Genomic DNA, 24,921 nt, shown 5'->3' with positions numbered 1-24,921 from the left:
CAGATGAAGAAGCTCGGAATGGTGGTCGGGGTCGTCCTGATCCTGCTGTGGTGCCTGCTGCCCGTGGCGTGGATCATCTCGATGTCCTTCAAGGACGAGGCGTCGATCACGGTGGGCAACCCCGGGTTCTTCCCCAGTGACGGGACGTTCGCCGGGTGGGACAACTACGAGGCGGTGCTCGACAACGACCAGTTCCTCAAGGCCATCCGCAACTCGATCGGCATCAGCCTGATCGCGACGCTGCTGTCGGTGATGGTGGCGACCCTGGCGGCGTACGCGATCGCCCGGCTGGAGTTCCGCGGCAAGAAGCTGGTGCTCTCGATGGCGCTCGCGATCGCGATGTTCCCCGTCGTGTCGCTGGTGGGGCCGCTCTTCGACATGTGGCGCACCTTCGGCATCTACGACACCTGGCCCGGCCTGATCATCCCCTACATGTCGTTCACCCTCCCGTTGGCGATCTGGACGCTGTCCGCCTTCTTCCGGGAGATCCCGTGGGAGATGGAGCAGGCCGCCCAGGTCGACGGGGCCACGTCGTGGCAGGCCTTCCGCAAGGTCATCGTGCCCCTGGCCGCCCCGGGCGTCTTCACCGCGGCGATCCTGACCTTCTTCTTCGCCTGGAACGACTTCGTGTTCGGCATCTCGCTGACCTCGACCGAGGCCGCGCGGCCCATTCCGGCGTCGCTGGCCTTCTTCGTCGGCTCCGACCCGTTCAACCGGCCGGCGTCGCTGCTCGCCGCGGCGGCCGTCATCGCGACGATCCCGATCATCGTCATCGTCCTGATTTTCCAACGCAAGATCGTCGCCGGCCTGACGTCCGGCGCGGTGAAGGGATAGGTATCCATGGCCGCCATCACGATGAACAACATCGTCAAGAAGTACGGCGACGGCTTCCCGGCCGTGAACGACGTCTCGATCGACGTCGCCGACGGGGAGTTCATGATCCTGGTCGGGCCGTCGGGCTGCGGGAAGTCGACCCTGCTGCGGATGATCGTCGGCCTGGAGGACATCACCTCCGGCGAGATGCTGATCGGCGAGCGGCGGGTCAACGACCTCGCGCCGCGCGACCGCAACCTGGCCATGGTGTTCCAGAACTACGCGCTCTACCCGCACCTCAGCGTCTACGAGAACATCGCGTTTCCGCTGCGCCTGGCGAAGATGTCCAATGACGAGGTGGACCGGCTGGTCCGCGACGCCGCCGAGACGCTGGAGCTCACCGAGCACCTCGAGCGCAAGCCCGGCAACCTGTCCGGTGGCCAGCGGCAGCGGGTCGCGATGGGTCGCGCGATCGTGCGCAAGGCCGACGCGTTCCTCTTCGACGAGCCGTTGTCGAACCTCGACGCCAAGCTCCGCGGCCAGATGCGCACCGAGATCGCGCGACTGCAGAAGCGGCTCGGCATCACCACCGTCTACGTCACCCACGACCAGACCGAGGCGATGACGCTCGGCGACCGCGTCGCGGTGCTCAAGCGGGGCATCCTCCAGCAGCTGGCGACCCCGCGCGAGCTCTACGAGAACCCCGGCAACCTGTTCGTCGCCGGCTTCATCGGCTCGCCGCCGATGAACTTCCTCCCGGCCACCGTCGAGGGCAACAGCGTCAAGCTGCCGTTCGGCAGCGTCGAGATCCCCGCGGACAACGCGGCGCGAGCCAAGGACCGGGGCCTGCTGATCGCCGGCATCCGGCCCGAGCACTTCGAGGACGCCTCGCTGGCACCCGAGGAGCGGCGGAGCGGGTCGACGTTCCGGGCCAAGGTCGACGTGGTCGAGTGGCTCGGCAACGAGACCTACGCCTACATCCCGTTCGAGTCGCCGGACGAGGTGAAGCGCCAGCTCCACGAGCTCGAGCAGGAGCTCGACGGCGAGGCGATGCGCACCCAGATGGTGGTCTCGCTCGACGGCGCCAGCCGGATCAAGGAGGGCGAGGAGGCCGAGATCTGGGTCGACGGGCGCCGGATCCACCTCTTCGACCCGGCCACCGGCGAGAACCTCACCGTCGACCGGGAGCACGCCGGCCGGATCGCCGAGGCGGAGGTCGCCGCAGGGGGCTGACCGTGCCGGCGTCCGCGCCGGGCAGTGGAGCCGGGCGGTGGCGTGGTCGCTCAGCGTGCCCGGTCGGCGGTCCGCCGGATGTTGCGGGTGAACGTCTCGAACAGCTCCACCGGCAGGTCGTGGCCCCAGCCGTTCACCAGGACGAGCTCCGCGCCCGGGATCGCCCGCGCGGTGGCCCGGCCGCCCGAGACGTGCACCATCCGGTCGTCGAGGCCGTGCATCACCAGGGTCGGCACCCGCACCTCCGCCAGCCGGCGGGTGCGGTCGCTCTGGGTGACGACCGCGAGCATCTGCCGCATCACCCCGGCCTGGTCGATGCCGCGGTCCCAGGTGTCGCCGGCCCGCTTGCGCAGCTCGTCCTCCGACTGGGGGAAGCCGGGCGAGCCGATCACCTTCCAGACCATCAGCGCCCGCCGGATGTAGGCGTCCCGGTCGCCGCGGGGGGCGAGGAGCGTGGGCAGCAGGGCCGGGCTCTGCCAGCCGACGGCACGGCGGCCGGTCGTGGACATCATGCTGACCAGGCTGCGCACGCGCCCGGGCTGCTCGATCGCCATCGTCTGGGCGACCATGCCGCCCATCGAGATGCCGGCGACATGGGCGGAGGCGAGGCCGAGGTGGTCCAGCAGGCCGAACGCGTCGCCCGCGAGGTCGGGGATCCCGTAGGGCGCACGGGTCCGCGCGCCGCAGAAGGCACGCACCAGCTGACCGTTGCGCACCCGGCCTCGCGCGCGGCTCGACCGACCCGCGTCGCGGTTGTCGTAGCGGATGACGTGGAAGCCCGCCTCGGCGAGCTGGACGCACAGGTCGTGCGGCCACCAGGTCATCGGCCCGCCGAGCCCCATGACCAGCAGCAGCGGGTCGTCGTCGGGGTCGCCGAAGGTCTGGTAGCACAGCTCGACGTCGGGCGTCACTGGCGCGAGCAGCTCATCGGAGATGGTCACTTCGGACGATCCTGAGGGACGCGGACGGCTCGACATGCCTTCCAGTGTGCCCAAACCCGTCTGGTTGGCGTGTCAACTGGGTACCGTCTGTGACGTGAGCAACACCCTGGCGCCCTGGCTGCTGCCGGAGGGCTACGGCCCGCCGGCACTCGCAGCGCTGCTGCGCGAGGGCAGCGTGGTGACCGAGGCCGGCCGGTTCGCCGTCCGGCGCGGCGCCGTACGACGCCACCGCCGCCGTACGCCGTACGCGGCCCGGGCGGCGGCGCGCGCGGCCGAGCCGGTGGTGCTCATTCCCGGCTTCCTCGCCGGGGACTGGACCCTCCGGGCGATGGGCAGCGAGCTGCGGGAGCGCGGCTTCCGCACCTACCGGTCCCAGATCCACGCCAACGTCGGCTGCACCCTCACCTCCGCGCTGACGATCGAGGCGCGGCTCGAGCAGCTCGCCGAGCGCCGCGACTCCCGGGTGCAGCTGGTGGGGCACAGCCTCGGCGGCATGATCGCCCGCGGCCTGGCGGCGCGCCGTCCCGACCTCGTGGCCGGGATCGTGACGATGGGCAGCCCGATGCGGGCGCCCGCCGCACACCATTCGGTCCTGACCCGCGGCGTGCAGCTGCTGACCCGGCTCAGCGACGCCGGGCTGCCCGGCGTGATGTCGACCGACTGCGTGGCGGGGGAGTGCGCCAACCTGAGCTTCACCGAGTCGCAGGAGCCGCTCCGGCCCGACGTGCGGATGACCAACGTCTACTCCCGTCGTGACGGGATCGTCGACTGGCGCGCGTGCGTCGACCCCCAGGGCACCGCGACCGAGGTGCGCGCCTCCCACATCGGGATGGCGGTCGACCCGCGGGTGCTCGACGTGGTCACCGACGCGCTGCTCACGCAGAGCCGCACCTCCGGCCCGGCGCACCTCAGCGTCGTCGAGACGGCCTGACGGCCTGACAGCCGGCTCAGGGCCGCAGCGACGCGCGCTCGCCGCGGCCGAGGCGTCGTACCGCCGTCAGGCCACGGTCGGCACACGTGGCGTGGAAGTCCTCGACGGGCGAGCGGAAGACGCCGTAGTCGCCGTGGTGGATCGGCAGCGTGACGCCGGCGCCGAGCAGCTCGGTGAGGTCGGCCCCCTGGGTGGCGTCCATGGTGAGCAGGATGCCGAGCACCCGGGTGCCGCCGAGGTGCAGCACCGCGGCGTCGAGGGGACCGGTGCGCTCGACCACCTCGCGCAGCCACGGCCGGTGCAGCGTGTCGCCGCTGAGATAGGTGCGGTGCGGCGGCTCCGAGCCGCGGCGCAGCTCCAGGACGCTGCCCATCACCGGCGGCATCAGCGCCTTGACCGGGCCCGGCCCGTGCACGCCGGGCATCGAGGTGATCTCCAGCCGCCACTCGCCGTCCTCCAGCACGGTCGTCTCCCAGGTCCGCAGCCCCTCGGCGCGGCCGAAGCCCCACTGGTGCAGGCGGCGGGCCGCGGCGGGGGTGGTGAGCACGGGCAGGTCGCGGTCGAGCTCGCGGCGGGCCACGCGGTCGAAGTGGTCGCCGTGGAGGTGGGACAGCACGACGGCGTCCAGCGGAGGGAGTTCGGTCGGCTGCAGCGTCGGGTCGGTCAGCCGGCGCGAGAACAGTCCCTTGCCGAGATAGGCGTACTGGCCCCGGTGCAGGAAGTTGGGGTCGGTGAGCAGGGTGAACGGCCCCAGCCGCAGGATGCAGGTCGCCGTGCCGACGAACTCGATGGAGGTCTCGTCCACTCGTCTGGGGTACCCGCTGGCGGCAGGTGGCAGACGGGCGATGAGTTCCGGGCCCGGCGATGGTCTGCCTGCTCGTGACGACCTCGTTCCTGGTCACCTCGCTGGTGATCGTCGCGACCCCTGGCACCGGCGCGCTGTACGCCATCGCCGCTGGACTGACGCGGGGCGCGCGCGCCAGCGTCCTCGCCGCCTTCGCCGGCGTGCTGGGCGCGGTCCCGCACCTGGTGGCGGCGCTGACCGGGCTCGCCGCCCTGCTGCACGCCAGCGGCGTCGCCTTCGGCGTCGTGAAGTACGCCGGCGTGGCCTACCTGCTCTACATGGCGTGGGCGACCTGGCGCGACACCGGCGCGCTGTCCGTGGCGGACGCGGGCCGTGGCAGCGGCAGCGGTGGCGGCGGCTCGGCGTGGCGGGTGCTCGGCGCCGGCATCACCCTCAACCTGCTCAACCCGAAGCTCACGATCTTCTTCGTCGCCTTCCTGCCGCAGTTCGTGCCGGCAGGCGACGGCGCGGTGGCGTCGATGCTCGCGCTGGGCGGGGTGTTCATGGTGATGACGTTCGTCGTCTTCGCCGGCTACGGCGTGTGCGCTGCCGTCGTTCGCGACCGGGTGCTGCAGCGGCCGCGCGTGCTGCGCGCCGTACGACGGACGTTCGCGGCGACCTTCGCGGCGCTGGCCGCGCGGCTCGCCGTCGAGCCCCGGTGACCGCGCCGGTCGGGGAGCTCAGTCGAAGTCGATGGAGGAGAAGCCGCGCAGCTTGTGCAGCTGGTGCTCGGAGGTGATGGTGCGGATCGTGCCGCTGCGCGAGCGCATCACCAGCGACTGGGTGATCGCGCCGCCGGCGCGGTAGCGGACGCCGCGGAGCAGCTCGCCGTCGGTGATGCCGGTCGCGACGAAGAAGCAGTCGTCGCCGGTCACGAGCGTGTCGGTCGTCAGCACGTGATCGGGGTCGAGGTCGTGGCCGGCGTCGATCGCGCGCGCACGCTCGGCGTCGTCGGTCGGCCAGAGCCGGCCCTGGATGGTGCCGCCGAGCGCCTTCATCGCGCAGGCGGTGATGATGCCCTCCGGGGTGCCGCCGATGCCGAGCAGCAGGTCGATGCCGGTGTCGGAACGGGCCGCCATGATCGCGCCGGCGACGTCGCCGTCGCTGATGAACTTGATCCGCGCACCGGTCGAGCGGATCTCGTCGACCAGCGTCTCGTGACGCGGCCGGTCGAGCACGACGACGGTGACGTCGGAGGGGTTGGAGCCCTTGGCCTTCGCCACCTGGTGGATGTTCTCGGCCACCGGGTAGCGGATGTCGACCACGTCGGCGGCCTCCGGGCCGGTGACCAGCTTCTCCATGTAGAACACCGCAGAGGGGTCGTACATCGAGCCGCGCGGCGCCACCGCGAGCACCGAGACGGCGTTGGGCATGCCCTTCGCCGTCAGCGTGGTGCCGTCGATCGGGTCCACGGCGACGTCGCACTCCGGGCCGGTTCCGTCGCCGACGCGCTCGCCGTTGTAGAGCATCGGCGCGTTGTCCTTCTCGCCCTCGCCGATCACGACGGTGCCGTCCATGCCGATGGTCGAGATCATCACCCGCATGGCCTGCACGGCGACGCCGTCGGCGCCGTTCTTGTCGCCCCGGCCGACCCAGCGGCCGGCGGCCATCGCGGCCGCCTCCGTCACGCGCACCAGCTCGAGGGCGAGGTTGCGGTCGGGGGCGGGCGGCTCGACGGCAAGGGCTTCGCTCATGACCCGCACCCTATCGGGCGATTCCGGGCCGGTGGTGTGCACGACCGCGCTCAGCGCGGATAGACGTCGACCTCGGTCGCCTTCACCGCGAACGTCACCTCCGCCCCCGGCGCGAGCGCCAGCTCGGTGACCGAGGCGAGGGTCACGTCGGCCGCGAGGTCGCCCGCGCGGACGCGGACCAGGTCGCCCCGCGGCTCCAGCTCGGTGACCCGGACGGTCAGCACGTTGCGGGGGCTGCCGCCGGGCGGTGTGCGGTGCACCGCGACGGCCGAGGGACGGAAGACGGCGACGGCCGTCGTGCCGGGGCGCGCGGGGTCGGCGCCGGGGGTGCCGTGCAGGAGCGAGCCGTCGGGGCGTCGTACTCCCTCGGGGACGGCGGTGCCGGTCACCAGGTTGAGGCCGGCGAAGCGTGCGGCGAACCCGCTCCGCGGGCGGGTCAGCACGGTGCCGGCCGGACCGTCCTCCGCCACCCGCCCGTCCTCGAGCACCACCACCCGGTCGGCGAGCAGCAGCGCGTCGAGCACGTGGTGGGTGACCAGGACGACCGTGCGGTCGGCGAGCACGCGGCGGAGCAGCTGCCGCAGGGCCGCAGCGACCGCGACGTCCAGGGCCGCCATCGGCTCGTCGAGCAGGAGGAGGCGGGGGTCCGCCGCGAGCGCACGCGCCACGGCGACCCGCTGCGCCTGCCCGCCGGAGAGCTCGCGCGGCAGCCGGTGGGCCAGGTCGGTGGCGTCGACCTCGGCGAGCCAGCGCTCGGCCTCGGCGCGCGCCGCCCGCCGGCCCGCACCCGCGCTGCGCGGGCCGAACGCGACGTTGTCGAGAGCGGTCAGGTGGGGGAACAGCAGCGGGTCCTGGGCGAGCAGGGCGGTACGACGGGCGTGGGGCGGCACCCAGCGTCGCGGGCCGGTCAGCTCCCTGCCGTCGACGGTGACCCGTCCGCGGTCGGGACGGAGCAGGCCGGCGAGGACCGCGAGCGCGGTGGACTTGCCGGCGCCGTTGGGGCCGAGCAGCGCGACGGTCTCGCCCCGCCCGACCTCGAACGCCACGTCGACTCCGCGCGCGGTCACGGTCGCCGCCAGCTCGACCTCGGCGGCGGCCGGCACCTCGTGGGCGGTGGGGGTGCTCACGAGGTCACCCTCGGCCGGACCAGCCCGATCACCGCGACCGCGACCACGACGAGCACCAGCGACATGGCCACCGCCGCGTCGACGTCGGTGACGCGGAGGTTGTAGATGAGCAGCGGGAGGGTGCGGGTGGTGCCCTCCAGCGAGCCGGCGAAGGTGATGGTCGCGCCGAACTCGCCGAGGGAGCGGGCGAAGGCCAGCACCGTGCCCGAGGCGAGCCCGGGCAGCACCAGGGGGAGGGTGACCCGGCGCAGCACCGTGGTGGGGCGGGCGCCGAGCGAGGCCGCGACGACGTCGTACCGCTCGCCGGCGGTGCGCAGCGCGCCCTCGAGGCTCACGACCAGGAAGGGCAGCGAGACGAAGGTCTGCGCGAGCACCACGGCGACGGTCGTGAACGCGACCTGCATGCCGAGCGCCTCGAGGTGGCCGCCCAGCAGCCCCTGCCGACCGAACGCGGCCAGCAGGGCGATGCCTCCCACCACGGGCGGGAGGACGAGCGGCAGCAGCACCAGGGCGCGCACCAGGGGCAGTGCACGGAGGTCGCTGCGGGCCAGCGTCACGGCCAGAGGCACGCCGAGCAGGAGGCAGAGCCCCGTGCTGGCCGCGGAGGTGCGGAGGCTCAGGCCGAGCGCGGTCAGCGCCGAGTCGGAGGTCACCAGGGCCGGCAGCCGCCCCCAGTCGACGCGGGCGGCCAGCGCGGCCACCGGCAGCACGACGAGGGCCGCCCCGAGTGCGGCCGGCGCGACCAGCCAGCGGGGCAGGCCCGGATGGCGGGTCCTGGTCGCGGTCGTCATCGTGCCGGGAGCCCGAAGCCGGCATCGGCGAGGAGGTCGCGGCCGCGGTCGCTGAGCAGTAGGTCGAGGAGCTCCCGGGCGAGGGCCGGGTGGTCGCTGCCCTCGAGCGCGGCGGCGGGGTAGTGGTTGACGACGCGGTCGGCTCCGGGCACCGCTACGCCTTCGATGTCCCCCTCTGCCGCCTGCACGTCGGTGACGTAGACCAGCCCCGCGTCGGCCTCGCCGCTCCGCACCTTGGCCACCACGTCGGTGACCGACTGCTCCTCGCTGACGGGCTCGAGGTCCAGGCTGAGCTCGCCGGCCAGCTCCCGGGCCGCCGCGCCGCACGGCACCTCCGGCGCGCAGAGCACGAGGTCGAGGCCGGGACGCGCCAGGTCCTCGGGACCACGGACCGCCGCCGGGTTGCCGGGCGGCACGGCGATGGTGAGGGTGTTGGTGGCGAGCTGCACCGGCTCGCCGTCGACCAGTCCGTCGTCGACGAGCGCGTCCATGGTGCGGCTGTCGGCGGAGACGAAGACGTCGGCCTCGGCCCCTTCCCGTACCTGGCTCGCCAGGTCGGCGGAGCCGCCGAAGGACAGCCGGACGTCCACGCCGGGGTGCGCGGCGTCGTACTCTTCGGTCAGCGCCTCGAGCACGGGGGTCAGCGACGCTGCGGCGAAGACGGTGAGGGTCGGCCCGTCACCGTCCCCACCGTCACCGCAGCCGGCGAGCGGGAGCAGGAGCAGCAGGAGGAGCTGGAAGGTGCGGAACCTGCCACCTCGCGCGCCGGAACCTGCCACCTCGCGCGCCGAAACCTGCCACCTCGTCATCGGCGGCGCTCGACCGGGCGCTCGACGACCACGGCGGTGGACTTGACCGAGGCGATGGCACGGACGCCGGGGGCGAGGCCGAGCTCGGTGGCCGCCTCCGCGCTCATCAGCGAGACGACCCGGTAGGGGCCGCAGACCAGCTCCACCTGCGCCATCACGGTGTCCAGGACGACCCGGGTGACGATGCCGGTCATCCGGTTGCGGGCGCTGACCGCGCCGGCACGGGTGCGGTCGCGGTCGGCCTCGTCGACGAGGGAGGACGCGAGCGCGGCGAGGTCGGCGCCGGGCACGACGGTGCGTCCGTCCGCGGTGCGGCTCGGCAGCCGGCCCGCGTCGATCCAGCGGCGCACGGTGTCGTCGCTGACACCCAGGATCGCTGCGGCCTCGGAGACCCGGTAGTCACTCACGGCTCCAGCGTGCCGCAGATGCGGAGAAATGTCACTGGATCCGGCCGCATCTGCGGGACGACGACCTCCCGGCTGCGGCCGGCGGCGCGGCGGCTGGGAGACTGGAGGCACCATGTCCGCACCGCAGGTGGAGCCCAGCGGGCGGCCGGGGCGCTACCAGCGCTCGGCCGCCGGACTCGTGGCGTCCCTGGTCGTCACCGTGGTCGCGCTCGGCGGCCTGCTCTACTTCATGGGCGCCTTTCGGCACGACCTGGAGGTGGAGCCCGAGCGGGTGGACTACCTGGAGACCGTCGACTCCGCGCAGGCCGCGGGACTCCAGCCGGTCTACCCGCCGGAGCTCCCCGAGGGCTGGATCGCGACGGGCGTCGACGTCGTGCCGGGAGAGGACGCCGCCTTCGGACTGCGGATGCTGACCGACGAGGAGAGGTTCGTCGGCATCCGTCAGGAGGACGCCTCGAGCACCACCCTGCTGCGGGAGTGGGTCGACGAGGAGACGGAGACGACCGACGGGTACTCCGTGCCCGCGTCGGTCGCCCGGCCGGTCGCGCGCCGCTGGGAGGGCTACACCGACGCCGGTGGGGACACCGCCTACAGCGCCACCGTCGGCGACGAGACGATCCTGGTCTTCGGCTCCGCCCCGGCCGAGGACCTGCAGGCCATCGTCGACAGCCTGGTGCAGCGCCCGGTCGCCGAGGCCACGCCCTGACCGTGGCCTGACGCCCTAGTCCTCCTCGTCGGCGCCCGCCGCGCCCTCCCGGCTCTCGAGCACCGCGTCGAGCCTGGCCCGCGCGCCGTCGATCCACTCCTGGCACACGGTCGCCAGCTGCTCGCCGCGCTCCCACAGCGCCAGCGACTCCTCGAGCGTGGTGCCGCCCTGCTCGAGCCGCGAGACGACCTCCACCAGCTCCGCCCGCGCCTCCTCGTAGGACAGGGTCTGGTCGGGCTCAGTCATGGGGCTCCTCGAGGTCGGTCAGCTCGGTCGACGTGGTGGTGGCGTGGATCCGGCCGTCGGCGACGCGCACGGTGAGCGCCGACCCCTCCGCCAGCGCGGCGGCGGAGGTCACGACGTGGCCGTCGGCGTCCTGCAGCACGGCGTAGCCGCGCTGGAGCGTCGCCAGGGGAGAGAGCGCCCGTGCGCGGGCACGGTGATGGCCGATGTCGTCGGTCGCCCGGTCGAGCCGGGCGGCCAGGCAGCGGCGGATCCGGGCGCGGGACTCGTCGAGCTCGGCGGCCCGAGCGTCGAGGAGGCTCCGCGGGTCCGCGAGGGCGGGGCGGGACCGGAGCGCGTCGAGCCGCGCCTGCTCGCGGTCGAGCCAGCCGGAGACCGCCCGGCGGAGCCGGTCGCGGGCGTGGTCGACGGCGGCGCGCTCCTGGGACACGTCGGGGACGACCAGCTTGGCCGCGTCGGTAGGGGTGGAGGCGCGGACGTCGGCGACCAGGTCGAGCAGCGGGCTGTCGGGCTCGTGGCCGATCGCGGAGACCACCGGCGTGCGCGCGGCGGCCACCACCCGGATCAGGCCCTCGTCGGAGAACGGCAGCAGGTCCTCGACCGAGCCGCCTCCGCGGGCGATCACGATGACGTCGACCTCGGCCGTCGCGTCGAGCCGGCGGACCGCCTCGATCACCTCGGCGGCCGACCGGGGACCCTGCATCGACGCGTAGGCGGTCTCGAACCGCACGCCCGGCCACCGCCGCCCGGCGTTCTCCACCACGTCGCGCTCGGCAGCGGAGCGGGCCGCCGTGACCAGGCCGACCCGCTGCGGCAGGAAGGGCAGCCGGCGCTTCCGCTCCTGCGCGAACAGGCCCTCGGCGGCGAGGAGCTGGCGACGGCGCTCGATCCGGGCAAGCAGCTCGCCGAGGCCCACCATCCGGATCTCGCGTGCGTAGAGGGACAGCGTGCCGCGGTTGGCGTAGTAGGAGGGGCGCGCGTGCACCACGACGCTGGCTCCCTCGACGACCGGCGGCTCGAGCCCGTCGAAGAGCACGCGCGAGCAGGTCACCGGGACCGAGATGTCGATGTTGGCGTTGGAGTCGCGCAGGGTCATGAAGACGGTGTTCATCCCCGGCCGGCGGTTGACCTGCGCCACCTGCCCCTCGACCCACACCGCGCCCAGCCGGTCGATCCAGCCCGAGATCGCGTTGGCGACCGCCCGGACCGGAGCCGGCTTCTCGAGGGAGGTCTCCATGGCCACGCGGTGAGCCTATTTCATGGGTCCGACGCCGTTGGGCACAGTGGGCGGGTGACGGGGCAGGAGTTCAGCGGAGAGGGATCCGCGCTCGTGGTCGGCGAGGCGCTGATCGACGTCGTCCACGCGCCGGGGGTCGAGGCCGTCGAGCGGCCCGGCGGCTCGGCGGTCAACGCCGCGGTGGCCCTGGCCCGGCTCGGGCGGCCGGTCCGGCTCGCGACGTCGTTCGCGCCCGACTCCCACGGCCGCGTGCTGTCCGCCCACCTCGCCGACGCCCGCGTGGTGCTGGCCGCGGACCCGTTCGTGCTCCCACGCACCTCGCGCGCGGACGCGCGGATCGGACCGGCCGGCGCGGCGTCGTACAGCTTCGACGTGGGGTGGCGGATGCCGCACGTCGTCGCCACCGCGGGCACCCGCGTGGTGCACGTCGTCTCGCTCGGCCCGTTGCTGGACCCGGGCGCCGAGGAGGTGCTCGCCCTCGTGGACCGGCTGCGCCCGGAGGCCACGGTGACCTACGACGTCAACGTCCGTCCGGCCCTCACCGGCGCCGGCCCTGCCGTGGTGGAGCGGGTGCGCCGGATGGCGGCGCGCGCCGACCTGGTGAAGGCCTCCGACGAGGACCTGCTCGCCCTCTGGCCGCAGCAGGACCCGGGGGAGTCCGCGGCGCGGCTGCTGGAGCTCGGACCGGAGGCGGTGGTGGTGACCCACGGCGCGAACGGCGCGTCCTGGCACGTCCGCTCCGCGGACGGCTGGTCGACCGGCGGCGTCCATGCCGAGCCGGTCGACGTGGTGGACACCATCGGCGCGGGGGACACCTTCGGCGCGGCCCTCCTCGACCACCTCTGGCCGCGGCTGGGCGACGGTGGACGCGAGCGGCTGGAGGCGATGTCCGTCGACGACTGGGCCGCTGCCCTGGTGTACGCCGCCCGAGCGGCTGCGGTCACCGTCTCGCGGGTGGGTGCCGACCCGCCGACGAGGGACGACCTCGAGGCTCGCTGAGGTGCGCGCTGCCGCTCCGACCGGAGCCGGTGTCGGGCGTTCCGGCCACCATGCTCCGGTGCACCGCCGTCTCCTTCACCTCCCCGCGACCCTGGTCGCCTCGCTCCTGGCCGTGCTGGGGCTGCTGGGCCTGTCGGGCGCAGTGACGGCCTGCACGATCCCCGGGCCGGAGAGCTCGGAGCAGTCCGGGCCGTCCGAGACGACCGGGTCGTCCGGGCCGACCGAGGCGACCCAGCAGGTCGGGCGGGGTGCCTCCGCGGACACCGCCCGGTCACGGCTCGCCGCCCTCGCGCTGACCGAGCGGGTGCGCCGCGACGACTACCGCCGCGACGCCTTCGGCACCGCCTGGCGGGACACCGACGGCAACGGCTGCAACCAGCGCGACGACGTGCTGCTCCGCGACGCGGTCCCCGGCTCTGCCGTCGTGGTGCGGCAGGGAGCCTGCGACCACGACGTGCTGGCCGGCCGGTGGGTCGACCCTTACACCGGCCGGCGGATCGTGCTCGACGACCTCAAGGACCCTTCGCAGGCCCAGGCCGTGCAGATCGACCACGTGGTCCCGCTCGCGGAGGCCTGGGCCTCCGGTGCCGCCGGCTGGTCCGCTGCCCGGCGGGAGCGGTTCGCCAACGACCTCGACGGTCTGCTCGCGGTCGACGGACCGACCAACGCCGGCAAGGGCGCCGACGACCCCGCCGCGTGGCGCCCGCGGAAGGCCTTCCAGTGCGAGTACGCCGTCCGGTGGATCGACACCAAGAGCCGGTGGTCCCTCGCGGCCGACCACAGCGAGGTGCGGGCGCTGCGGGAGATGCTCGACCGCTGCGGGTGAGCGGGCGACGGTCAGGCGGTGGGCCGTCGGGACGGCGCGGGGTCGGCGGCGACCGGCGTCGGCACGGGGACCGGCGGCGCCGCCGTACGCGCTCCCCCGGGCGCAACTAGGCTGCTCGGGTGCGGCTGCGGATCGACCTCGCCTACGACGGCACCGAGTTCCACGGCTGGGCGGCCCAGCCGGGGCTGCGGACCGTGCAGGGCGAGCTGACCGCCGCGCTCGCCACCGTCCTCCGGACGTCCGGCGACGCGCTGCAGGTCACCTGTGCCGGCCGGACGGACGCCGGGGTCCACGCCCGCGGTCAGGTGGCGCACGTCGACGTCCCCGACGACACGCGCACCGTCGCCGAGGGCCACGTCGACAAGCTGGCCCGGCGCGCCAACGGGCTGCTCGCGCCGGACGTGCGGATCCGCAGCGTCACGCCGGCAGCCGACGGGTTCGACGCCCGGTTCGCCGCGCTCTGGCGCCGCTACGCCTACCGGATCGCCGACGCGCCGGAGCTGGTCGACCCGCTGCGCCGCCACCACGTGCTGGCCTGGCCGCGCGTGCTGGACACCGACGCCATGAACGCGGCGGCGAGACCGCTGGTGGGGCTCCACGACTTCGCCGCGTTCTGCAAGCAGCGGCCGGGTGCCACCACGGTCCGCACCCTGCTCGACCTCCGGTGGGACCGCGACGAGACGGGCGTCCTGGTCGGCCACGTGCGGGCCGATGCCTTCTGCCATTCGATGGTGCGGGCGCTGGTGGGCTGCCTGATCGCGGTGGGGGAGGGGCGGAAGCCGCCGGAGTGGGCCGCGGAGGTCCTCGCCGGCCGCCGCCGCGACTCGGGGGTGGTGGTCGTGCAGGCCCACGGCCTGACGCTCGAGGAGGTCGCCTACCCCGACGACGCCGGGCTCGCGCGCCGCGTCGAGCAGACGGCAGCGCGGCGCGCTCCGCTGGGGGAGGGGGGCGCGTGAGCGACGAGCACTACTTCTCCGCCGATCCCTCGGTCCCCTTCCAGCGGACCCGGGTGCGCGCCCACGTGTGGGGGCACGACCTCGAGCTGACCTCGGGCTCGGGGGTCTTCGCCCAGGGTCGCCTCGACATCGGCACGTCGGTGCTCTTCCGGGAGACCGAGCCGCCCGCCGGCGGCCGGATCCTCGACCTCGGGTGCGGGTACGGCGTGATCGGGCTCGCCTGCGCCGTCGTGTCCGCGGCGCAGGTCACCGCCGTCGACGTCAACCGGCGTGCCGTGCTGCTGGCCAACGAGAACGCCGCGGCGCTCGGCGTCTCCGACCGGTTCACCGCGATGCCCCCCGACCAGGTGCCGCCGGACGCCCGTTTCGACGAGATCTGGTCGAACCCACCCATCCGGATCGGCAAGGCGGCTCTGCACGCGCTGCTGCTCGCCTGGCTGCCGCGGCTCGCCCCGAGCGGACGCGCGGTGCTGGTGGTCGGCAAGAACCTCGGCGCCGACTCCCTGCAGCGGTGGCTCGGCGAGCAGGGTCACCCCACCACCCGGCTGGCCAGCGCCAAGGGGTTCCGCGTGCTGGAGGCGCGGCCCGGCGCCGCCGGACGGCGAAGCTAGCCGGATCCGGTTATTCGCTCGCGGCGACCCCGCCCGTCCCGGACAATCCTCCCCTGTGGGTCATGTCGAGGTCGCCGGTGTGCGCTACGAGCTCCCGGACGGCCGGGTGCTCCTCGACGACGTCTCCTTCCGCGTCGGCGACGGCGCCAAGGTTGCGCTGGTCGGCGCGAACGGGGCCGGCAAGACGACCCTGCTGCGGATCGTCACCGGTGAGCTCGCTCCGCACGCGGGCGCGGTCACCCGGTCCGGTGGGCTGGGCGTGATGCGGCAGATGGTCGACCGGGGCCTCGGCGAGGCGCCCACCGTGGCCGACCTGCTGCTGAGCCTGGCGCCGCCGCGCGTGCAGAGCGCCGCGGCGGAGGTGGACCGCTGCGAGCTGGCGCTGATGGAGACCGACGACGAGGCCACCCAGCTGGCCTACGCGACGGCCCTGGCCGAGTACGCCGACGCCGGCGGCTACGACGTCGAGGTGGTCTGGAACGTGTGCACGGTGAAGGCCCTGGCGCTGCCCTACGACCGCGCGAAGTACCGCGAGCTGCGCACCCTCTCCGGCGGCGAGCAGAAGCGCCTGGTGCTGGAGTACCTGCTGGCCGGCCCGGAGGAGGTCCTGCTCCTCGACGAGCCCGACAACTTCCTCGACGTGCCGGGCAAGATCTGGCTCGAGCAGCGGATCGCGGCGTCGGACAAGACGATCCTGTTCGTCAGCCACGACCGCGAGCTGCTCGCCAACGCGGCCACGCACGTGGTCACCGTGGAGCTCGGTGCCGGGGGCGGCGGCAACTCGGTGTGGACGCACGCGGGCGGCTTCGCGTCGTACCACGACGCGCGACGCGACCGGTTCGCCCGCTTCGCCGAGCTGCGCCGGCGCTGGGACGAGGAGCACGCGAAGCTCAAGGCCCTGGTCCTGATGTACAAGACCAAGGCCAAGTACAACGACGGCCTGGCGTCGCAGTACAAGGCGGCGCAGACGCGGCTGCGCAAGTTCGAGGAGGCCGGGCCGCCGACCGAGCAGCCGCGGGAGCAGCAGGTCACGATGCGGCTCGGCGGCGGCCGCACCGGCAAGCGCGCGGTGGTCTGCGAGGGACTCGAGCTGACCGGGCTGATGAGGCCCTTCGACCTCGAGGTCTGGTACGGCGAGCGGCTGGCCGTCCTGGGGTCGAACGGCTCGGGCAAGTCCCACTTCCTCCGGCTGCTGGCAGCCGGCGGCACCGATCCCGAGGTCGAGCACCTCCCTGTCTCCGACGTCCGGGTCGCCCCGGTCGCCCACACCGGCCGCGCGCGGCTCGGGGCCCGGGTGCGGCCGGGGTGGTTCGTGCAGACCCACGAGCACCCCGAGCTGCTCGGCCGCACCCTGCTGGAGATCCTGCATCGCGGCGACGGCACGCCCACCGGGCGGCAGGGGATGGGGCGCGAGCAGGCCAGCCGCGTCCTGGACCGCTACGAGCTCTCGCCGAGCGCCGAGCAGCGCTTCGAGTCGCTGTCCGGGGGGCAGCAGGCTCGGTTCCAGATCCTGCTGCTCGAGCTGTCCGGGGCGACCCTGCTGCTGCTCGACGAGCCGACCGACAACCTCGACGTGCAGTCGGCGGAGGCGCTCGAGGAGGGCCTGGCGGCCTTCGACGGCACCGTCGTCGCGGTGACCCACGACCGGTGGTTCGCCCGCGGCTTCGACCGGTTCTGCGTCTTCGGTGCCGACGGCTCGGTCTACGAGTCCGACGAGCCGGTCTGGGACGAGGGACGGGTGGCGCGAGCCCGGTGAGCCGGCTGCAGGTGGTCGAGGTGGCCACGCACGACGAGGCCGCGGTGGGCGCCTGGTGCGACGTGGCGGCGGCGGCGCAACGGCACGACGCGGGCGCCAGCGCCACGCCGTGGTCGCCGCGCGAGCTGCTGCCCTCGGTGCGCGAGCCGGACAAGTCCCGCCGCCAGGTGCTCCTCGCCGGCGTGCTCGACGGCGAGGTGGTGGCCGCCGCCCGGCTGGTGCTGCGCCAGCTGGACAACCTCGACGCGGCAGAGGTCGACGTCAACGTGCGTCCCGACGTACGACGCCGGGGGATCGGGTCCCAGGTCCTGGAGCGGGCCGAGGCGATCGCGCGGGAGGACGCCCGCACCCGGTTCGAGGGGCAGGTCCGCTGGCTCCACCACGGGCCGGCCGACGGCGCCGGCGTGCCGGGCGTCGAGTTCGCCGCCCGGCACGGCTACCGCATCGGCATCGGTGAGGTGCAGCGGGAGCTGGAGCTGCCCGTCGACGAGGCACGGCTCGCCTCGCTCGCGGCGGAGGCGGCCGAGCGGCACGGGCGCTACCGGATCCGCACCTGGTCCGGCCCGGTTCCCGACGACCTGGTCCAGGACTGGCTCGCCCTCGCCAACACCTTGCTGACCGAGGCGCCGGCGGGGGAGATGGAGCGGGAGGAGGAGGCCGCCGACGTCGAGGCCCACCGGATGGCCGAGGCGATCCAGGCCAAGCAGGGCCGCGTCCCGTGGCACGCCGTCGCGCTGGACGGCGGAGGACGCCCGGTGGCGTACAGCCTGCTGGTGTCGCGCGGGGCCGACACCGACGGCCACATCTTCCAGTGGGGCACCCTGGTGCACCGCGACCACCGGGGCCACCGCCTCGGGCTCGCGGTCAAGGTCGCCAACCTGCGGTCGCTGCAGGCGGCGGCGGACGTCAGCGGCCGCGGGGTCGTCACCTGGAACGCCGAGGTCAACGCGCACATGATCGGGATCAACGAGCGGCTGGGCTTCGTGCCGACCGCGTGGAACTGCGAGCTGCAGAAGCGCGGTTGAGGGGTTGCCCGTCGCCGACCGGAGTGTGTGGGCCGGTTAATGGCTTTCCGTCCGGGCCGCCGGGATGCGACGGTGGGGACACATCCCCGGAGGAAGGACCGCCCATGGCTGCCAACGACGACATCAAGGCCAGGATGCGCGAGGCGCTGGACCGGAAGAACCGCCAGGAGAAGGGTGTCCACGAGGACGGCCCGACCCGGGAGAAGGCTCACGGCCCGGAGGTCGTCGGCGGTGCCCCGAAGATGCACCGCCGCAAGGCCGGCGGGGGCGGCTCCTGAGGATCAGCCGTCGGACCCGAGCTCCAGGTCGGTCGTCCGCTCGTCGCCGCCCCTGCGGTAGGTGACCTCGACGGTGTCTCCCGGACGGAACGACCGGACGGTGGCGATCAGGTCCTCGGTCCCGTCGATCTGACGGTCGTCGATGCCGGTGATCACGTCGCCCGCCCGCAGGCCGGCCTCGGCGGCCGCCGACCCCTTGTCGATCGCCTCGACGCGCGCTCCATCGGGGGTGTTGGCGACCTGGATGCCGAGGCGCGCGTGGGTCGGCGTCTCGCCGGCGCGCAGCTGCTCGATGATCGGCAGCACCTCGTCGATCGGGATCGCGAACCCGAGGCCGATCGATCCGGCCGCGGCACCGTTCACCGATCCGGCTGTCCGGATCGAGGCGTTGATGCCGACGAGCTGGCCGTCCATGTTGACCAGCGGGCCGCCGCTGTTGCCGGGGTTGATCGCCGCGTCGGTCTGGATGGCCGGATAGGCCACCGAGCGCCCGCTCTCGTCACGGGCGACCTCGACCGGACGGTCGACCGCGCTGACGATGCCGCTCGTCACGGTGGCGTCCAGGCCGAACGGGGAGCCGATCGCCACGACCTGCTCGCCGACGTCGAGGTTGCCGGACTTGCCGATCGTGACCGGCTTCAGGTCATCCACGCCCTCCACCTGCAGCAGTGCGGTGTCGGTCAGCGGGTCGGTGCCCACCACGGTCGCCTTGGCCTTCCGCCCGTCGTTGAACGACGCGGTGACCTCGGCCTCGCGGGGATCGGTCTGACCGCCCAGGCTGACGACGTGGTCGTTGGTGAGGATCAGCCCGCTGGCGTCGATGACCACGCCGGAGCCGCTTCCTGCCCCGCCGCCCGAGCCGCCGGGGCCGCTCGCACCGCCGCCGGCCGTGACGTCGAGCGCGACCACCGACGGGAGCACGCCCGAGGCCACCGACTCCACCGAGCCCGTGGCGGCCCGGCGGTCGCCGGAGTCGACCACCTGCAGGGGCGCGGAGCTGCCGCCCGTGCTCGGCCGGTCGGCGACGGCGTCGTACAGCGCGGCGCCGCCGACGCCGGCCCCACCCCCGACCAGCAGCGCGCCGGTCAGCACCGCCGCCGCGAAGCCGGCGCGCCGGGGCCGCGCCGAGGCGGGCGACCGGTGCGGGGTCGGCGGGAAGAACGGCGGTGCAGGCGGGGTCGGCGGTGCGGTCGGGCGGGGGGTCGGCGGCAGTACCTGGGTCATGCATCCAGCATGGGCGGGGTCCCTGTGAGCGGGCTGAGACCTGCTTTAGGAGTTGCCCAACAGCGGTGCCTGCTCAGACCTGGCGGTCCCGGTCGTCCCAGTACGGCTTGCGGAGCTCCCGCTTGAGGATCTTGCCGGTGGGGTTGCGCGGCAGCGCGGGGACGACGTCGATCGACCGGGGGGCCTTGAAGTGGGCCAACCGCTCGCGGCACCACTCCACCAGCTCGGTCTCGGTGGCGTCGGAGCCCTCCTTGAGCGCCACCACCGCCTTGACCGACTCGCCCCAGCGGTCGTCGGGCACGCCGATCACGGCGACCTCCAGGACGGCCGGGTGCTCGCTGAGCACCCGCTCCACCTCGGGGGAGTACACGTTCTCGCCGCCGGTGATGATCATGTCCTTGAGCCGGTCGGACACGTAGACGTAGCCGTCGGCGTCGACGTGCCCGATGTCGCCGGTGCGGAACCAGCCGTCGTCGGTGATCACCTCCGCCGTCGCCTCGGGCTTGCCGTGGTAGCCCTTCATCAGCTGCGGGGTCTTCAGCCACACCTCGCCCGCCTCGCCGGTGGGCAGGTCGGCGAGCGTCCCGGGGTCGACGATCCGCACCTCGCACTCCGGGATGGGCCTGCCCGCGGAGAGCAGTCGCTCCGGACGGTCGCCGGCCACCGCCTCGCGGTGCTCCTCGGGGAGCAGGTGGGTCGCGACGCCGGAGACCTCGGTCAGCCCGTAGACCTGGATGAAGTCGGTCCCCGGCCAGGCCTCCATCGCGGCGCGGAGCAGCGGCGGGGGCATCGGGGCCGCGCCGTAGGTGTAGGTCTTGAGGGCGCCGAACAGCTTGACCGCGTCGCCGCCCGCCTGGAGCACCTGCGCGAGGACCGCGGGCACCAGGAAGGTCCGGTTGGCACCCGCCATGATCGCGCCGGCGAGGGACGCCGCGTCCGGCTCGCGGGTCATCACGGACGGGACGCCGTCGTGGATCCCGAACAGCACGTACGACGACCCACCCACGTGGAACAGGGGCATCGCCACCATCGACTTGTCGCCGGGCTCGAAGCCCCAGCCGTCGTGGGCGTTGACGGTGTGGCGGACCATGTTGCGGTGCGTGAGCATCACGCCCTTGGGCCGGCCGGTCGTGCCGGAGGAGTACATGATCAGGCAGACGTCGTCCTCCAGCACGTCGGGCCCGTCGCCGCAGTGGGTGGACTCGCCGAGGAACTGCTCGTACTCGTCGTCGGGCCCGCCCGCGGGCGTCACCTCGATCACCCGGCTGACCTTCGGCAGCCGGTCCCTGATCGCCTCGATCGTCGGCATCAGCTCCCGGCCGACGAAGAGCACCTTCGCTCCGCAGTCGTTGACGGCGTAGTCGATCTCGTCGCCCGCCGAGCGCCAGTTGACGATGGCGTTGGCCGCACCGATCGAGCCCGCGGCCAGGCTGACCTCCACGCACGCCGGGTGGTTCTTGTCGAGGAAGGCGACGACGTCGCCGCGGGCGATGCCGAGGTCGCGCAGGCCTCCGGCCACGCGGTGCACCCGGTCGTGCCACTCGGCCCAGGTCCAGGTGCGGCCGAGGTAGGACATCGCCTCCCCGTCGGGGGTGGCCTCGGCCCAGTAGTTGAGCCGGTCGTCGACGTACGTCGGCTCGGGTGGGGTGGCGGGCGGCCAGGCGCGAGAGCTTGCAGGGCGGGACTGGGCGTCGGTGGTCACCCCGCCGATTGTGTCCCACATCACAAGGGGGCACAACGCGACGCACCCCTCACACGGGCAGGCCGAGACCCCGCAGCGCGACCCGCAGGGAGTCGGCGCCGGTGAAGACGACGCCGGTCATGCCGAGGGCGACGGCCGCGTCGACGTTGGCCGCCTTGTCGTCGACGAACACCAGGCGCGACAGCGGCAGCCCCATCCGCTCGGCGACGATGGCGTAGCTGCGGCGGTCCGGCTTCGCCACGCCCTCGGTGCCCGACACCACGACGTCGTCGAGCAGTGCGAGGAAGGGGAAGCGCCGGGGCGCATGCGCGTGGTAGAGCTCGTCGGACCAGTTTGTCAGGCCGCACTGCGGCACGCCCTGCGCGTGCAGCGCGCGGAGGAGGTCGACGGTGCCGGGGACCTCGCCGGTCAGCGACGCGGCGAAGTTGTCGTAGTAGGCCCGGCCGTGCGCGGCCCACTCGGGATGGTCGCGCTGGAGCTCCGCCAACGCCTGGTCCCACGGTCGTCCGGCGTCACAGGCATGGTTCCAGGCGCCGAAGTCGAAGCCGGCGAGGAAGCGGCGGGCCTCGTCGTCGCCGACCCCGGCCGCGACCGCGCGGAACGGCTCCCACTCGACGAGCACGTTGCCCAGGTCCCAGACGACCCCGGCCACGTCGGTGGCCGGGGTCGTCCGGTGCTGCGGAGCCGCGCCCAAGGTCAGGCCCAGCGCTCCTCCGCCGGCACGAACTCGAGGGTCCGCTGGCCGGTGTAGATCTGCTTCGGCCGGGCGATCTTCTGGTCCTTGTCCTGCACCAGCTCCAGCCACTGGGCGAGCCAGCCGGGGGTGCGGCCGATGGCGAAGAGCACGGTGAACATCTCGGGCGGGAACTCCAGCGCCTCGTAGATCAGGCCGGAGTAGAAGTCGACGTTGGGGTAGAGCTTCCGCTTGACGAAGTACTCGTCCTCGAGCGCGATCCTCTCCAGCTCCTGCGCGACCTCGAGCAGCGGGTTGACGCCGGTGACCTCGAAGACGTCGTCGCACGCCTTCTTGATGATCTTCGCCCGCGGGTCGTAGTTCTTGTAGACGCGGTGGCCGAAGCCCATCAGCCGCTCGTCGCCGTTCTTCACCCCCTCGATGAACGCGGGGATGTTCTCCTTGGAGCCGATCCGGCGCAGCATCTTCAGCACCGCCTCGTTGGCACCGCCGTGGAGGGGGCCGAACAGGGCGCCGATGCCGGCGGCGACCGCGGAGTAGGGGTCGACCTGCGAGGAGCCGACCGAGCGGACGGCGTTGGTCGAGCAGTTCTGCTCGTGGTCGGCGTGCAGGATGAACAGCACGTCGAGCGCCTTGGCGATCCGCGGGTCGGCGGCGTACTTCGCCTCGCTCATCTTGAACAGCATCGACAGGAAGTTCTCCGAGTAGGAGAGCTCGTTGTCGGGGTAGATGTAGGGCTTGCCCTGGGCGTGGCGGAACGACCAGGCGCCGAGGGTCGGCATCTTCGCGATCATCCGCACGATCTGGATGTGGCGGTTGTCCGGGTCCTCGATGTGACGTGACTCGGGGTAGAACGTCGACAGGGCCCCCACCGACGCCATCAGCATCCCCATCGGGTGCGCGTCGTAGCGGAAGCCCTGCATGAAGCCCTTGACGTTCTCGTGGACGAAGGTGTGGAACGTGATCTCGTGGACCCACTGCTCGTACTGCTCACGGGTGGGCAGGTCTCCGTGGATCAGGAGGTAGGCCACCTCGAGGAAGCTCGAGTGCTCGGCGAGCTGCTCGATCGGGTAGCCGCGGTACTCGAGGATCCCCTTCTCGCCATCGATGTAGGTGATCGCGCTGCGGCACGAGGCGGTGTTGACGAAACCGGGGTCGTACGTCGCAAGGCCGGGCTGGTCGTCGGCCGTCTTGATCTGTCCCAGGTCGGCGGCGCGGATGGTGCCGTCGACGATCGGGATCTCGTACTCCGCGCCGGTGCGGTTGTCGCGTACGGTGAGAGAGTCAGTCACACCTGCAACCTAGTCGCCCGGTGGAGGGCGCCGGTAGCGGGTGTCCCGCAGGGTGACCGTCGTCAGGTCCCCCGGGCGGTCGCGGCCGGGGCGCGGCGCGGCACCCGGGTGAGCAGCCAGCCGGCGCCCAGCGCCAGCGGGAACATCAGCACGCCGTAGACCGCGGCGGGCACCGCCAGCAGCTCGCTGTCGAGCACGCTCACCGCGACCGCGATCGCCAGGGTGCTGTTGTGGATGCCGACCTCGAAGGCCGAGGCCAGGGCCTGCTTCTCGGTCGTCCCGGCGAGGCGGGGGAGGGCATAGCCGAGGCCGAGGCTGGCCAGGCAGAACAGGGTCGCGGCCAGGCCGACGTCGGCGAGGTAGTCCGACAGGTTCTCCCGCTCGGCCAGCAGCGCGCCGACCACGACCAGGGCCAGCACGGCCGCCGAGCCGATCCGCACCGGCTTGTCGGCGCGGGCGGCGAAGCCGGGAGAGGCCCGGCGCACCAGCATGCCCGCGGCGACGGGGACGAGCACGATGGCGAAGACCTGCGCGGACTTGCCGAACTGCAGCCCCAGGTCGCCCGCGCCGGTGGGGTCGAAGAACCCGACGGCGAGGTTGACGACCACGGGCAGGGTCACCACCGCGATCAGCGAGTTGAGGGCGGTCAGCGTGATGTTGAGGGCCACGTCGCCGCGGAAGAGGTGGCTGAAGAGGTTGGCGGTGGTGCCGCCCGGGGAGGCGGCCAGCAGCATCATGCCGACTGCGAGCAGCGGGTCCAGGTCCAGCAGGACGACCAGCCCGAAGCAGGCCAGCGGCAGGACGACGAGCTGTGCGCCGAGCGCGACGGCCACGGCCCGCGGCGTGCGGGCGATCCGCCGGAAGTCGTCCGGGGTCAGCGACAGGCCGAGGCCGAACATGATCACGGCGAGCGCTGCCGGCAGCCCCACCGACACGAGTGCGGAGTCCATGTGTCCCTCTCCTCCGGCCCGTCCGGGCCGCTCCCGCACGGAGTGTGACACAGCTCACCCGGACCGGAGTACCGCCGCCCCGGCGGCCGGCGTCGCGGCCGGGCCGGCGACCGCGTTTTGACCGGCCGCCGCATCGGACCGTAGCCTTGTCGGTCGCGTCTCCTGCCGCTCCGCGCCCACCTTCCGGTGAGCCGGGGCAGTCCCGGATCGCTCACCGGATCGTCGCGACGACGAGCGTGCGTGGGCCGGGCTGAGTTCGTCAGAGGACGTCGCCCCCGCGCCGGCTCCCGCCGGAGTGGAGGCAAGCCCGACCGGCGTCCGTCGGACGGGTCCACGAACTATCCGAAGAGAGTGAACGCATCATGCGTACCTACGCTCCCAAGCCCGGTGACGTCGAGCGCGCCTGGCTCGTGATCGACGCCACGGACGTCGTCCTCGGCAAGCTCGCCGTGACGGCCGCCAACCTGTTGCGCGGCAAGCACAAGCCGATCTTCGCGCCGAACGCCGACACCGGTGACTACGTCATCATCGTCAACGCCGAGAAGGTCGCGCTCTCGGGGAACAAGCGCAACGACAAGCTCGTCTACCGCCACTCCGGCTTCCCGGGCGGCCTCACCGCGACCCCGATCGGCGAGGTCCTCGACAAGGACGCCCGCAAGGCCGTCGAGAAGGCCGTGTGGGGCATGCTCCCGAAGAACCGCCTCGGCCGGCAGATGATCAAGAAGCTGAAGGTCTACAACGGCCCGGCTCACCCGCACCAGGCCCAGCAGGCCGTGCCCTACGAGATCTCCCAGATCTCCCAGTGACCTCCGACCGAGCAGACTCTTTAGGA

27 protein-coding genes are annotated in these 24,921 nt (G+C 73.3%); 13 read left to right on the top strand and 14 right to left on the bottom strand.

The window, feature by feature from the left end:
• Window positions 1–3 precede the first annotated feature (3 nt).
• Together ACPOLA_RS09435 and ACPOLA_RS09430 are read left to right on the top strand one after the other, a co-directional pair.
• Window positions 4–834, top strand: coding sequence for a carbohydrate ABC transporter permease (locus ACPOLA_RS09435; RefSeq protein WP_435770164.1), 831 nt, complete (start codon window positions 4–6; stop codon window positions 832–834).
• 6 nt (window positions 835–840) lie between these two features.
• Window positions 841–2,046, top strand: a complete 1,206-nt coding sequence (locus ACPOLA_RS09430) for an ABC transporter ATP-binding protein (protein ID WP_435770163.1) — start codon at window positions 841–843, stop codon at window positions 2,044–2,046.
• A gap of 50 nt (window positions 2,047–2,096) precedes the next feature.
• On the opposite strand, the gene ACPOLA_RS09425 is transcribed toward ACPOLA_RS09430, so the two are convergent.
• Entirely contained in the window at window positions 2,097–2,987 is an 891-nt protein-coding gene (locus ACPOLA_RS09425; protein WP_435770162.1) for an alpha/beta fold hydrolase, read from the bottom strand.
• A 94-nt stretch (window positions 2,988–3,081) separates the two neighbouring features.
• Here ACPOLA_RS09425 and ACPOLA_RS09420 point away from each other — a divergent pair, with 94 nt between their 5' ends.
• The gene (locus tag ACPOLA_RS09420) at window positions 3,082–3,918 is read left to right on the top strand and encodes an esterase/lipase family protein (RefSeq protein WP_435770161.1); all 837 of its coding nucleotides are present in this window, start codon (window positions 3,082–3,084) and stop codon (window positions 3,916–3,918) included.
• 16 nt (window positions 3,919–3,934) lie between these two features.
• Here ACPOLA_RS09420 and ACPOLA_RS09415 read toward each other — a convergent pair whose 3' ends face one another.
• Window positions 3,935–4,723 carry an MBL fold metallo-hydrolase gene (locus ACPOLA_RS09415; protein ID WP_435770160.1) on the bottom strand — a complete coding sequence of 263 codons (789 nt, stop codon included), beginning with the start codon at window positions 4,721–4,723 and terminating at the stop codon, window positions 3,935–3,937.
• Window positions 4,724–4,797: 74 nt separating this feature from the next.
• On the opposite strand from ACPOLA_RS09415, the gene ACPOLA_RS09410 reads away from it, so the two are divergent.
• Window positions 4,798–5,424 carry a LysE family translocator gene (locus ACPOLA_RS09410; protein ID WP_435770159.1) on the top strand — a complete coding sequence of 209 codons (627 nt, stop codon included), beginning with the start codon at window positions 4,798–4,800 and terminating at the stop codon, window positions 5,422–5,424.
• 18 nt (window positions 5,425–5,442) lie between these two features.
• Here the strand turns inward: ACPOLA_RS09410 and glpX are convergent, their stop codons facing one another.
• Genes glpX through ACPOLA_RS09385 form a run of 5 tightly spaced genes read right to left on the bottom strand, consistent with a single transcriptional unit; the run spans window position 5,443 to window position 9,590 of the window.
• Window positions 5,443–6,456 carry a class II fructose-bisphosphatase gene (glpX, locus tag ACPOLA_RS09405; RefSeq protein ID WP_435770158.1) on the bottom strand — a complete coding sequence of 338 codons (1,014 nt, stop codon included), beginning with the start codon at window positions 6,454–6,456 and terminating at the stop codon, window positions 5,443–5,445.
• A gap of 50 nt (window positions 6,457–6,506) precedes the next feature.
• Entirely contained in the window at window positions 6,507–7,583 is a 1,077-nt protein-coding gene (locus tag ACPOLA_RS09400; protein ID WP_435770157.1) for a sulfate/molybdate ABC transporter ATP-binding protein, read from the bottom strand.
• Window positions 7,580–8,374, bottom strand: coding sequence for an ABC transporter permease (locus ACPOLA_RS09395; RefSeq protein WP_435770156.1), 795 nt, complete (start codon window positions 8,372–8,374; stop codon window positions 7,580–7,582). Before ACPOLA_RS09395 ends, ACPOLA_RS09400 begins: the two co-directional genes overlap by 4 nt.
• Complete coding sequence (gene modA / locus ACPOLA_RS09390; protein ID WP_435770155.1) at window positions 8,371–9,153, bottom strand: molybdate ABC transporter substrate-binding protein; 783 nt, start codon at window positions 9,151–9,153, stop codon at window positions 8,371–8,373. Before modA ends, ACPOLA_RS09395 begins: the two co-directional genes overlap by 4 nt.
• Before the next feature lie 26 nt (window positions 9,154–9,179).
• Window positions 9,180–9,590 carry a TOBE domain-containing protein gene (locus tag ACPOLA_RS09385; RefSeq protein ID WP_435770154.1) on the bottom strand — a complete coding sequence of 137 codons (411 nt, stop codon included), beginning with the start codon at window positions 9,588–9,590 and terminating at the stop codon, window positions 9,180–9,182.
• A gap of 112 nt (window positions 9,591–9,702) precedes the next feature.
• Here ACPOLA_RS09385 and ACPOLA_RS09380 point away from each other — a divergent pair, with 112 nt between their 5' ends.
• Window positions 9,703–10,296 (top strand): DUF4245 family protein, encoded by a 594-nt coding sequence (locus ACPOLA_RS09380; RefSeq protein WP_435770153.1) that lies wholly within the window; start codon window positions 9,703–9,705, stop codon window positions 10,294–10,296.
• Between the two features lie 15 nt (window positions 10,297–10,311).
• Here ACPOLA_RS09380 and ACPOLA_RS09375 read toward each other — a convergent pair whose 3' ends face one another.
• Together ACPOLA_RS09375 and xseA are read right to left on the bottom strand one after the other, a co-directional pair.
• A complete protein-coding gene (locus tag ACPOLA_RS09375) occupies window positions 10,312–10,542 on the bottom strand; it encodes an exodeoxyribonuclease VII small subunit (protein WP_435770152.1) in 231 nt (76 codons plus the stop codon).
• A complete protein-coding gene (gene xseA, locus ACPOLA_RS09370) occupies window positions 10,535–11,782 on the bottom strand; it encodes an exodeoxyribonuclease VII large subunit (RefSeq protein ID WP_435770151.1) in 1,248 nt (415 codons plus the stop codon). Before xseA ends, ACPOLA_RS09375 begins: the two co-directional genes overlap by 8 nt.
• A 48-nt stretch (window positions 11,783–11,830) precedes the next feature.
• Between xseA and ACPOLA_RS09365 the strand changes: the two genes are divergently transcribed.
• The 7 genes from ACPOLA_RS09365 to ACPOLA_RS09335 all read left to right on the top strand — a co-directional run bounded on the left by ACPOLA_RS09365 (window position 11,831) and on the right by ACPOLA_RS09335 (window position 18,227).
• On the top strand, window positions 11,831–12,775 hold the full coding sequence (locus tag ACPOLA_RS09365; protein ID WP_435770150.1) for a PfkB family carbohydrate kinase: 945 nt from the start codon (window positions 11,831–11,833) through the stop codon (window positions 12,773–12,775).
• 58 nt (window positions 12,776–12,833) lie between these two features.
• On the top strand, window positions 12,834–13,601 hold the full coding sequence (locus tag ACPOLA_RS09360; protein ID WP_435770149.1) for an HNH endonuclease family protein: 768 nt from the start codon (window positions 12,834–12,836) through the stop codon (window positions 13,599–13,601).
• A gap of 119 nt (window positions 13,602–13,720) precedes the next feature.
• Complete coding sequence (gene truA / locus ACPOLA_RS09355; RefSeq protein WP_435770148.1) at window positions 13,721–14,557, top strand: tRNA pseudouridine(38-40) synthase TruA; 837 nt, start codon at window positions 13,721–13,723, stop codon at window positions 14,555–14,557.
• Window positions 14,554–15,168, top strand: a complete 615-nt coding sequence (locus tag ACPOLA_RS09350) for a class I SAM-dependent methyltransferase (protein ID WP_435770147.1) — start codon at window positions 14,554–14,556, stop codon at window positions 15,166–15,168. The genes truA and ACPOLA_RS09350 overlap by 4 nt, the downstream gene beginning before the upstream one ends.
• Before the next feature lie 55 nt (window positions 15,169–15,223).
• On the top strand, window positions 15,224–16,924 hold the full coding sequence (locus ACPOLA_RS09345) for an ABC-F family ATP-binding cassette domain-containing protein (protein WP_435770146.1): 1,701 nt from the start codon (window positions 15,224–15,226) through the stop codon (window positions 16,922–16,924).
• A complete protein-coding gene (locus ACPOLA_RS09340) occupies window positions 16,921–17,949 on the top strand; it encodes a GNAT family N-acetyltransferase (protein WP_435770145.1) in 1,029 nt (342 codons plus the stop codon). Before ACPOLA_RS09345 ends, ACPOLA_RS09340 begins: the two co-directional genes overlap by 4 nt.
• Window positions 17,950–18,053: 104 nt before the next feature.
• On the top strand, window positions 18,054–18,227 hold the full coding sequence (locus ACPOLA_RS09335) for a DUF5302 domain-containing protein (RefSeq protein ID WP_435770144.1): 174 nt from the start codon (window positions 18,054–18,056) through the stop codon (window positions 18,225–18,227).
• Window positions 18,228–18,230: 3 nt separating this feature from the next.
• Here ACPOLA_RS09335 and ACPOLA_RS09330 read toward each other — a convergent pair whose 3' ends face one another.
• From ACPOLA_RS09330 to ACPOLA_RS09310, 5 genes are all read right to left on the bottom strand, one after another.
• Window positions 18,231–19,451, bottom strand: a complete 1,221-nt coding sequence (locus tag ACPOLA_RS09330) for a S1C family serine protease (RefSeq protein ID WP_435770143.1) — start codon at window positions 19,449–19,451, stop codon at window positions 18,231–18,233.
• 73 nt (window positions 19,452–19,524) lie between these two features.
• Window positions 19,525–21,153 (bottom strand): long-chain-fatty-acid--CoA ligase, encoded by a 1,629-nt coding sequence (locus ACPOLA_RS09325; RefSeq protein WP_435770142.1) that lies wholly within the window; start codon window positions 21,151–21,153, stop codon window positions 19,525–19,527.
• Between the two features lie 49 nt (window positions 21,154–21,202).
• A complete protein-coding gene (locus ACPOLA_RS09320; RefSeq protein WP_435770141.1) occupies window positions 21,203–21,847 on the bottom strand; it encodes an HAD family hydrolase in 645 nt (214 codons plus the stop codon).
• Between the two features lie 2 nt (window positions 21,848–21,849).
• On the bottom strand, window positions 21,850–23,139 hold the full coding sequence (locus ACPOLA_RS09315; protein ID WP_435770140.1) for a citrate synthase: 1,290 nt from the start codon (window positions 23,137–23,139) through the stop codon (window positions 21,850–21,852).
• Between the two features lie 62 nt (window positions 23,140–23,201).
• A complete protein-coding gene (locus ACPOLA_RS09310; RefSeq protein ID WP_435770139.1) occupies window positions 23,202–24,089 on the bottom strand; it encodes a bile acid:sodium symporter family protein in 888 nt (295 codons plus the stop codon).
• Window positions 24,090–24,451: 362 nt separating this feature from the next.
• Between ACPOLA_RS09310 and rplM the strand changes: the two genes are divergently transcribed.
• Window positions 24,452–24,895: a 50S ribosomal protein L13 gene (gene rplM / locus ACPOLA_RS09305; RefSeq protein ID WP_435770138.1), complete on the top strand. Its 444-nt coding sequence runs from the start codon at window positions 24,452–24,454 to the stop codon at window positions 24,893–24,895.
• Window positions 24,896–24,921: the final 26 nt, after the last annotated feature.

It is taken from the genome of Nocardioides proteolyticus, from assembly GCF_051280635.3.
Lineage (GTDB): Bacteria > Actinomycetota > Actinomycetes > Propionibacteriales > Nocardioidaceae > Nocardioides.
The sequence above is the reverse complement of the archived record's forward strand: the minus strand, read 5'-3'. Positions and strand labels throughout refer to the sequence as shown.

Coding starts and splice junctions, on each gene's coding strand:
- ACPOLA_RS09435 (WP_435770164.1), top strand. CDS start 4: ATGAAGAAGCTCGGAATGGTGGTCGGGGTCGTCCTGATCCTGCTGTGG.
- ACPOLA_RS09430 (WP_435770163.1), top strand. CDS start 841: ATGGCCGCCATCACGATGAACAACATCGTCAAGAAGTACGGCGACGGC.
- glpX (WP_435770158.1), bottom strand. CDS start 6,456: ATGAGCGAAGCCCTTGCCGTCGAGCCGCCCGCCCCCGACCGCAACCTC.
- ACPOLA_RS09395 (WP_435770156.1), bottom strand. CDS start 8,374: ATGACGACCGCGACCAGGACCCGCCATCCGGGCCTGCCCCGCTGGCTG.
- ACPOLA_RS09380 (WP_435770153.1), top strand. CDS start 9,703: ATGTCCGCACCGCAGGTGGAGCCCAGCGGGCGGCCGGGGCGCTACCAG.
- ACPOLA_RS09375 (WP_435770152.1), bottom strand. CDS start 10,542: ATGACTGAGCCCGACCAGACCCTGTCCTACGAGGAGGCGCGGGCGGAG.
- ACPOLA_RS09335 (WP_435770144.1), top strand. CDS start 18,054: ATGGCTGCCAACGACGACATCAAGGCCAGGATGCGCGAGGCGCTGGAC.
- ACPOLA_RS09330 (WP_435770143.1), bottom strand. CDS start 19,451: ATGACCCAGGTACTGCCGCCGACCCCCCGCCCGACCGCACCGCCGACC.
- ACPOLA_RS09310 (WP_435770139.1), bottom strand. CDS start 24,089: ATGGACTCCGCACTCGTGTCGGTGGGGCTGCCGGCAGCGCTCGCCGTG.
- rplM (WP_435770138.1), top strand. CDS start 24,452: ATGCGTACCTACGCTCCCAAGCCCGGTGACGTCGAGCGCGCCTGGCTC.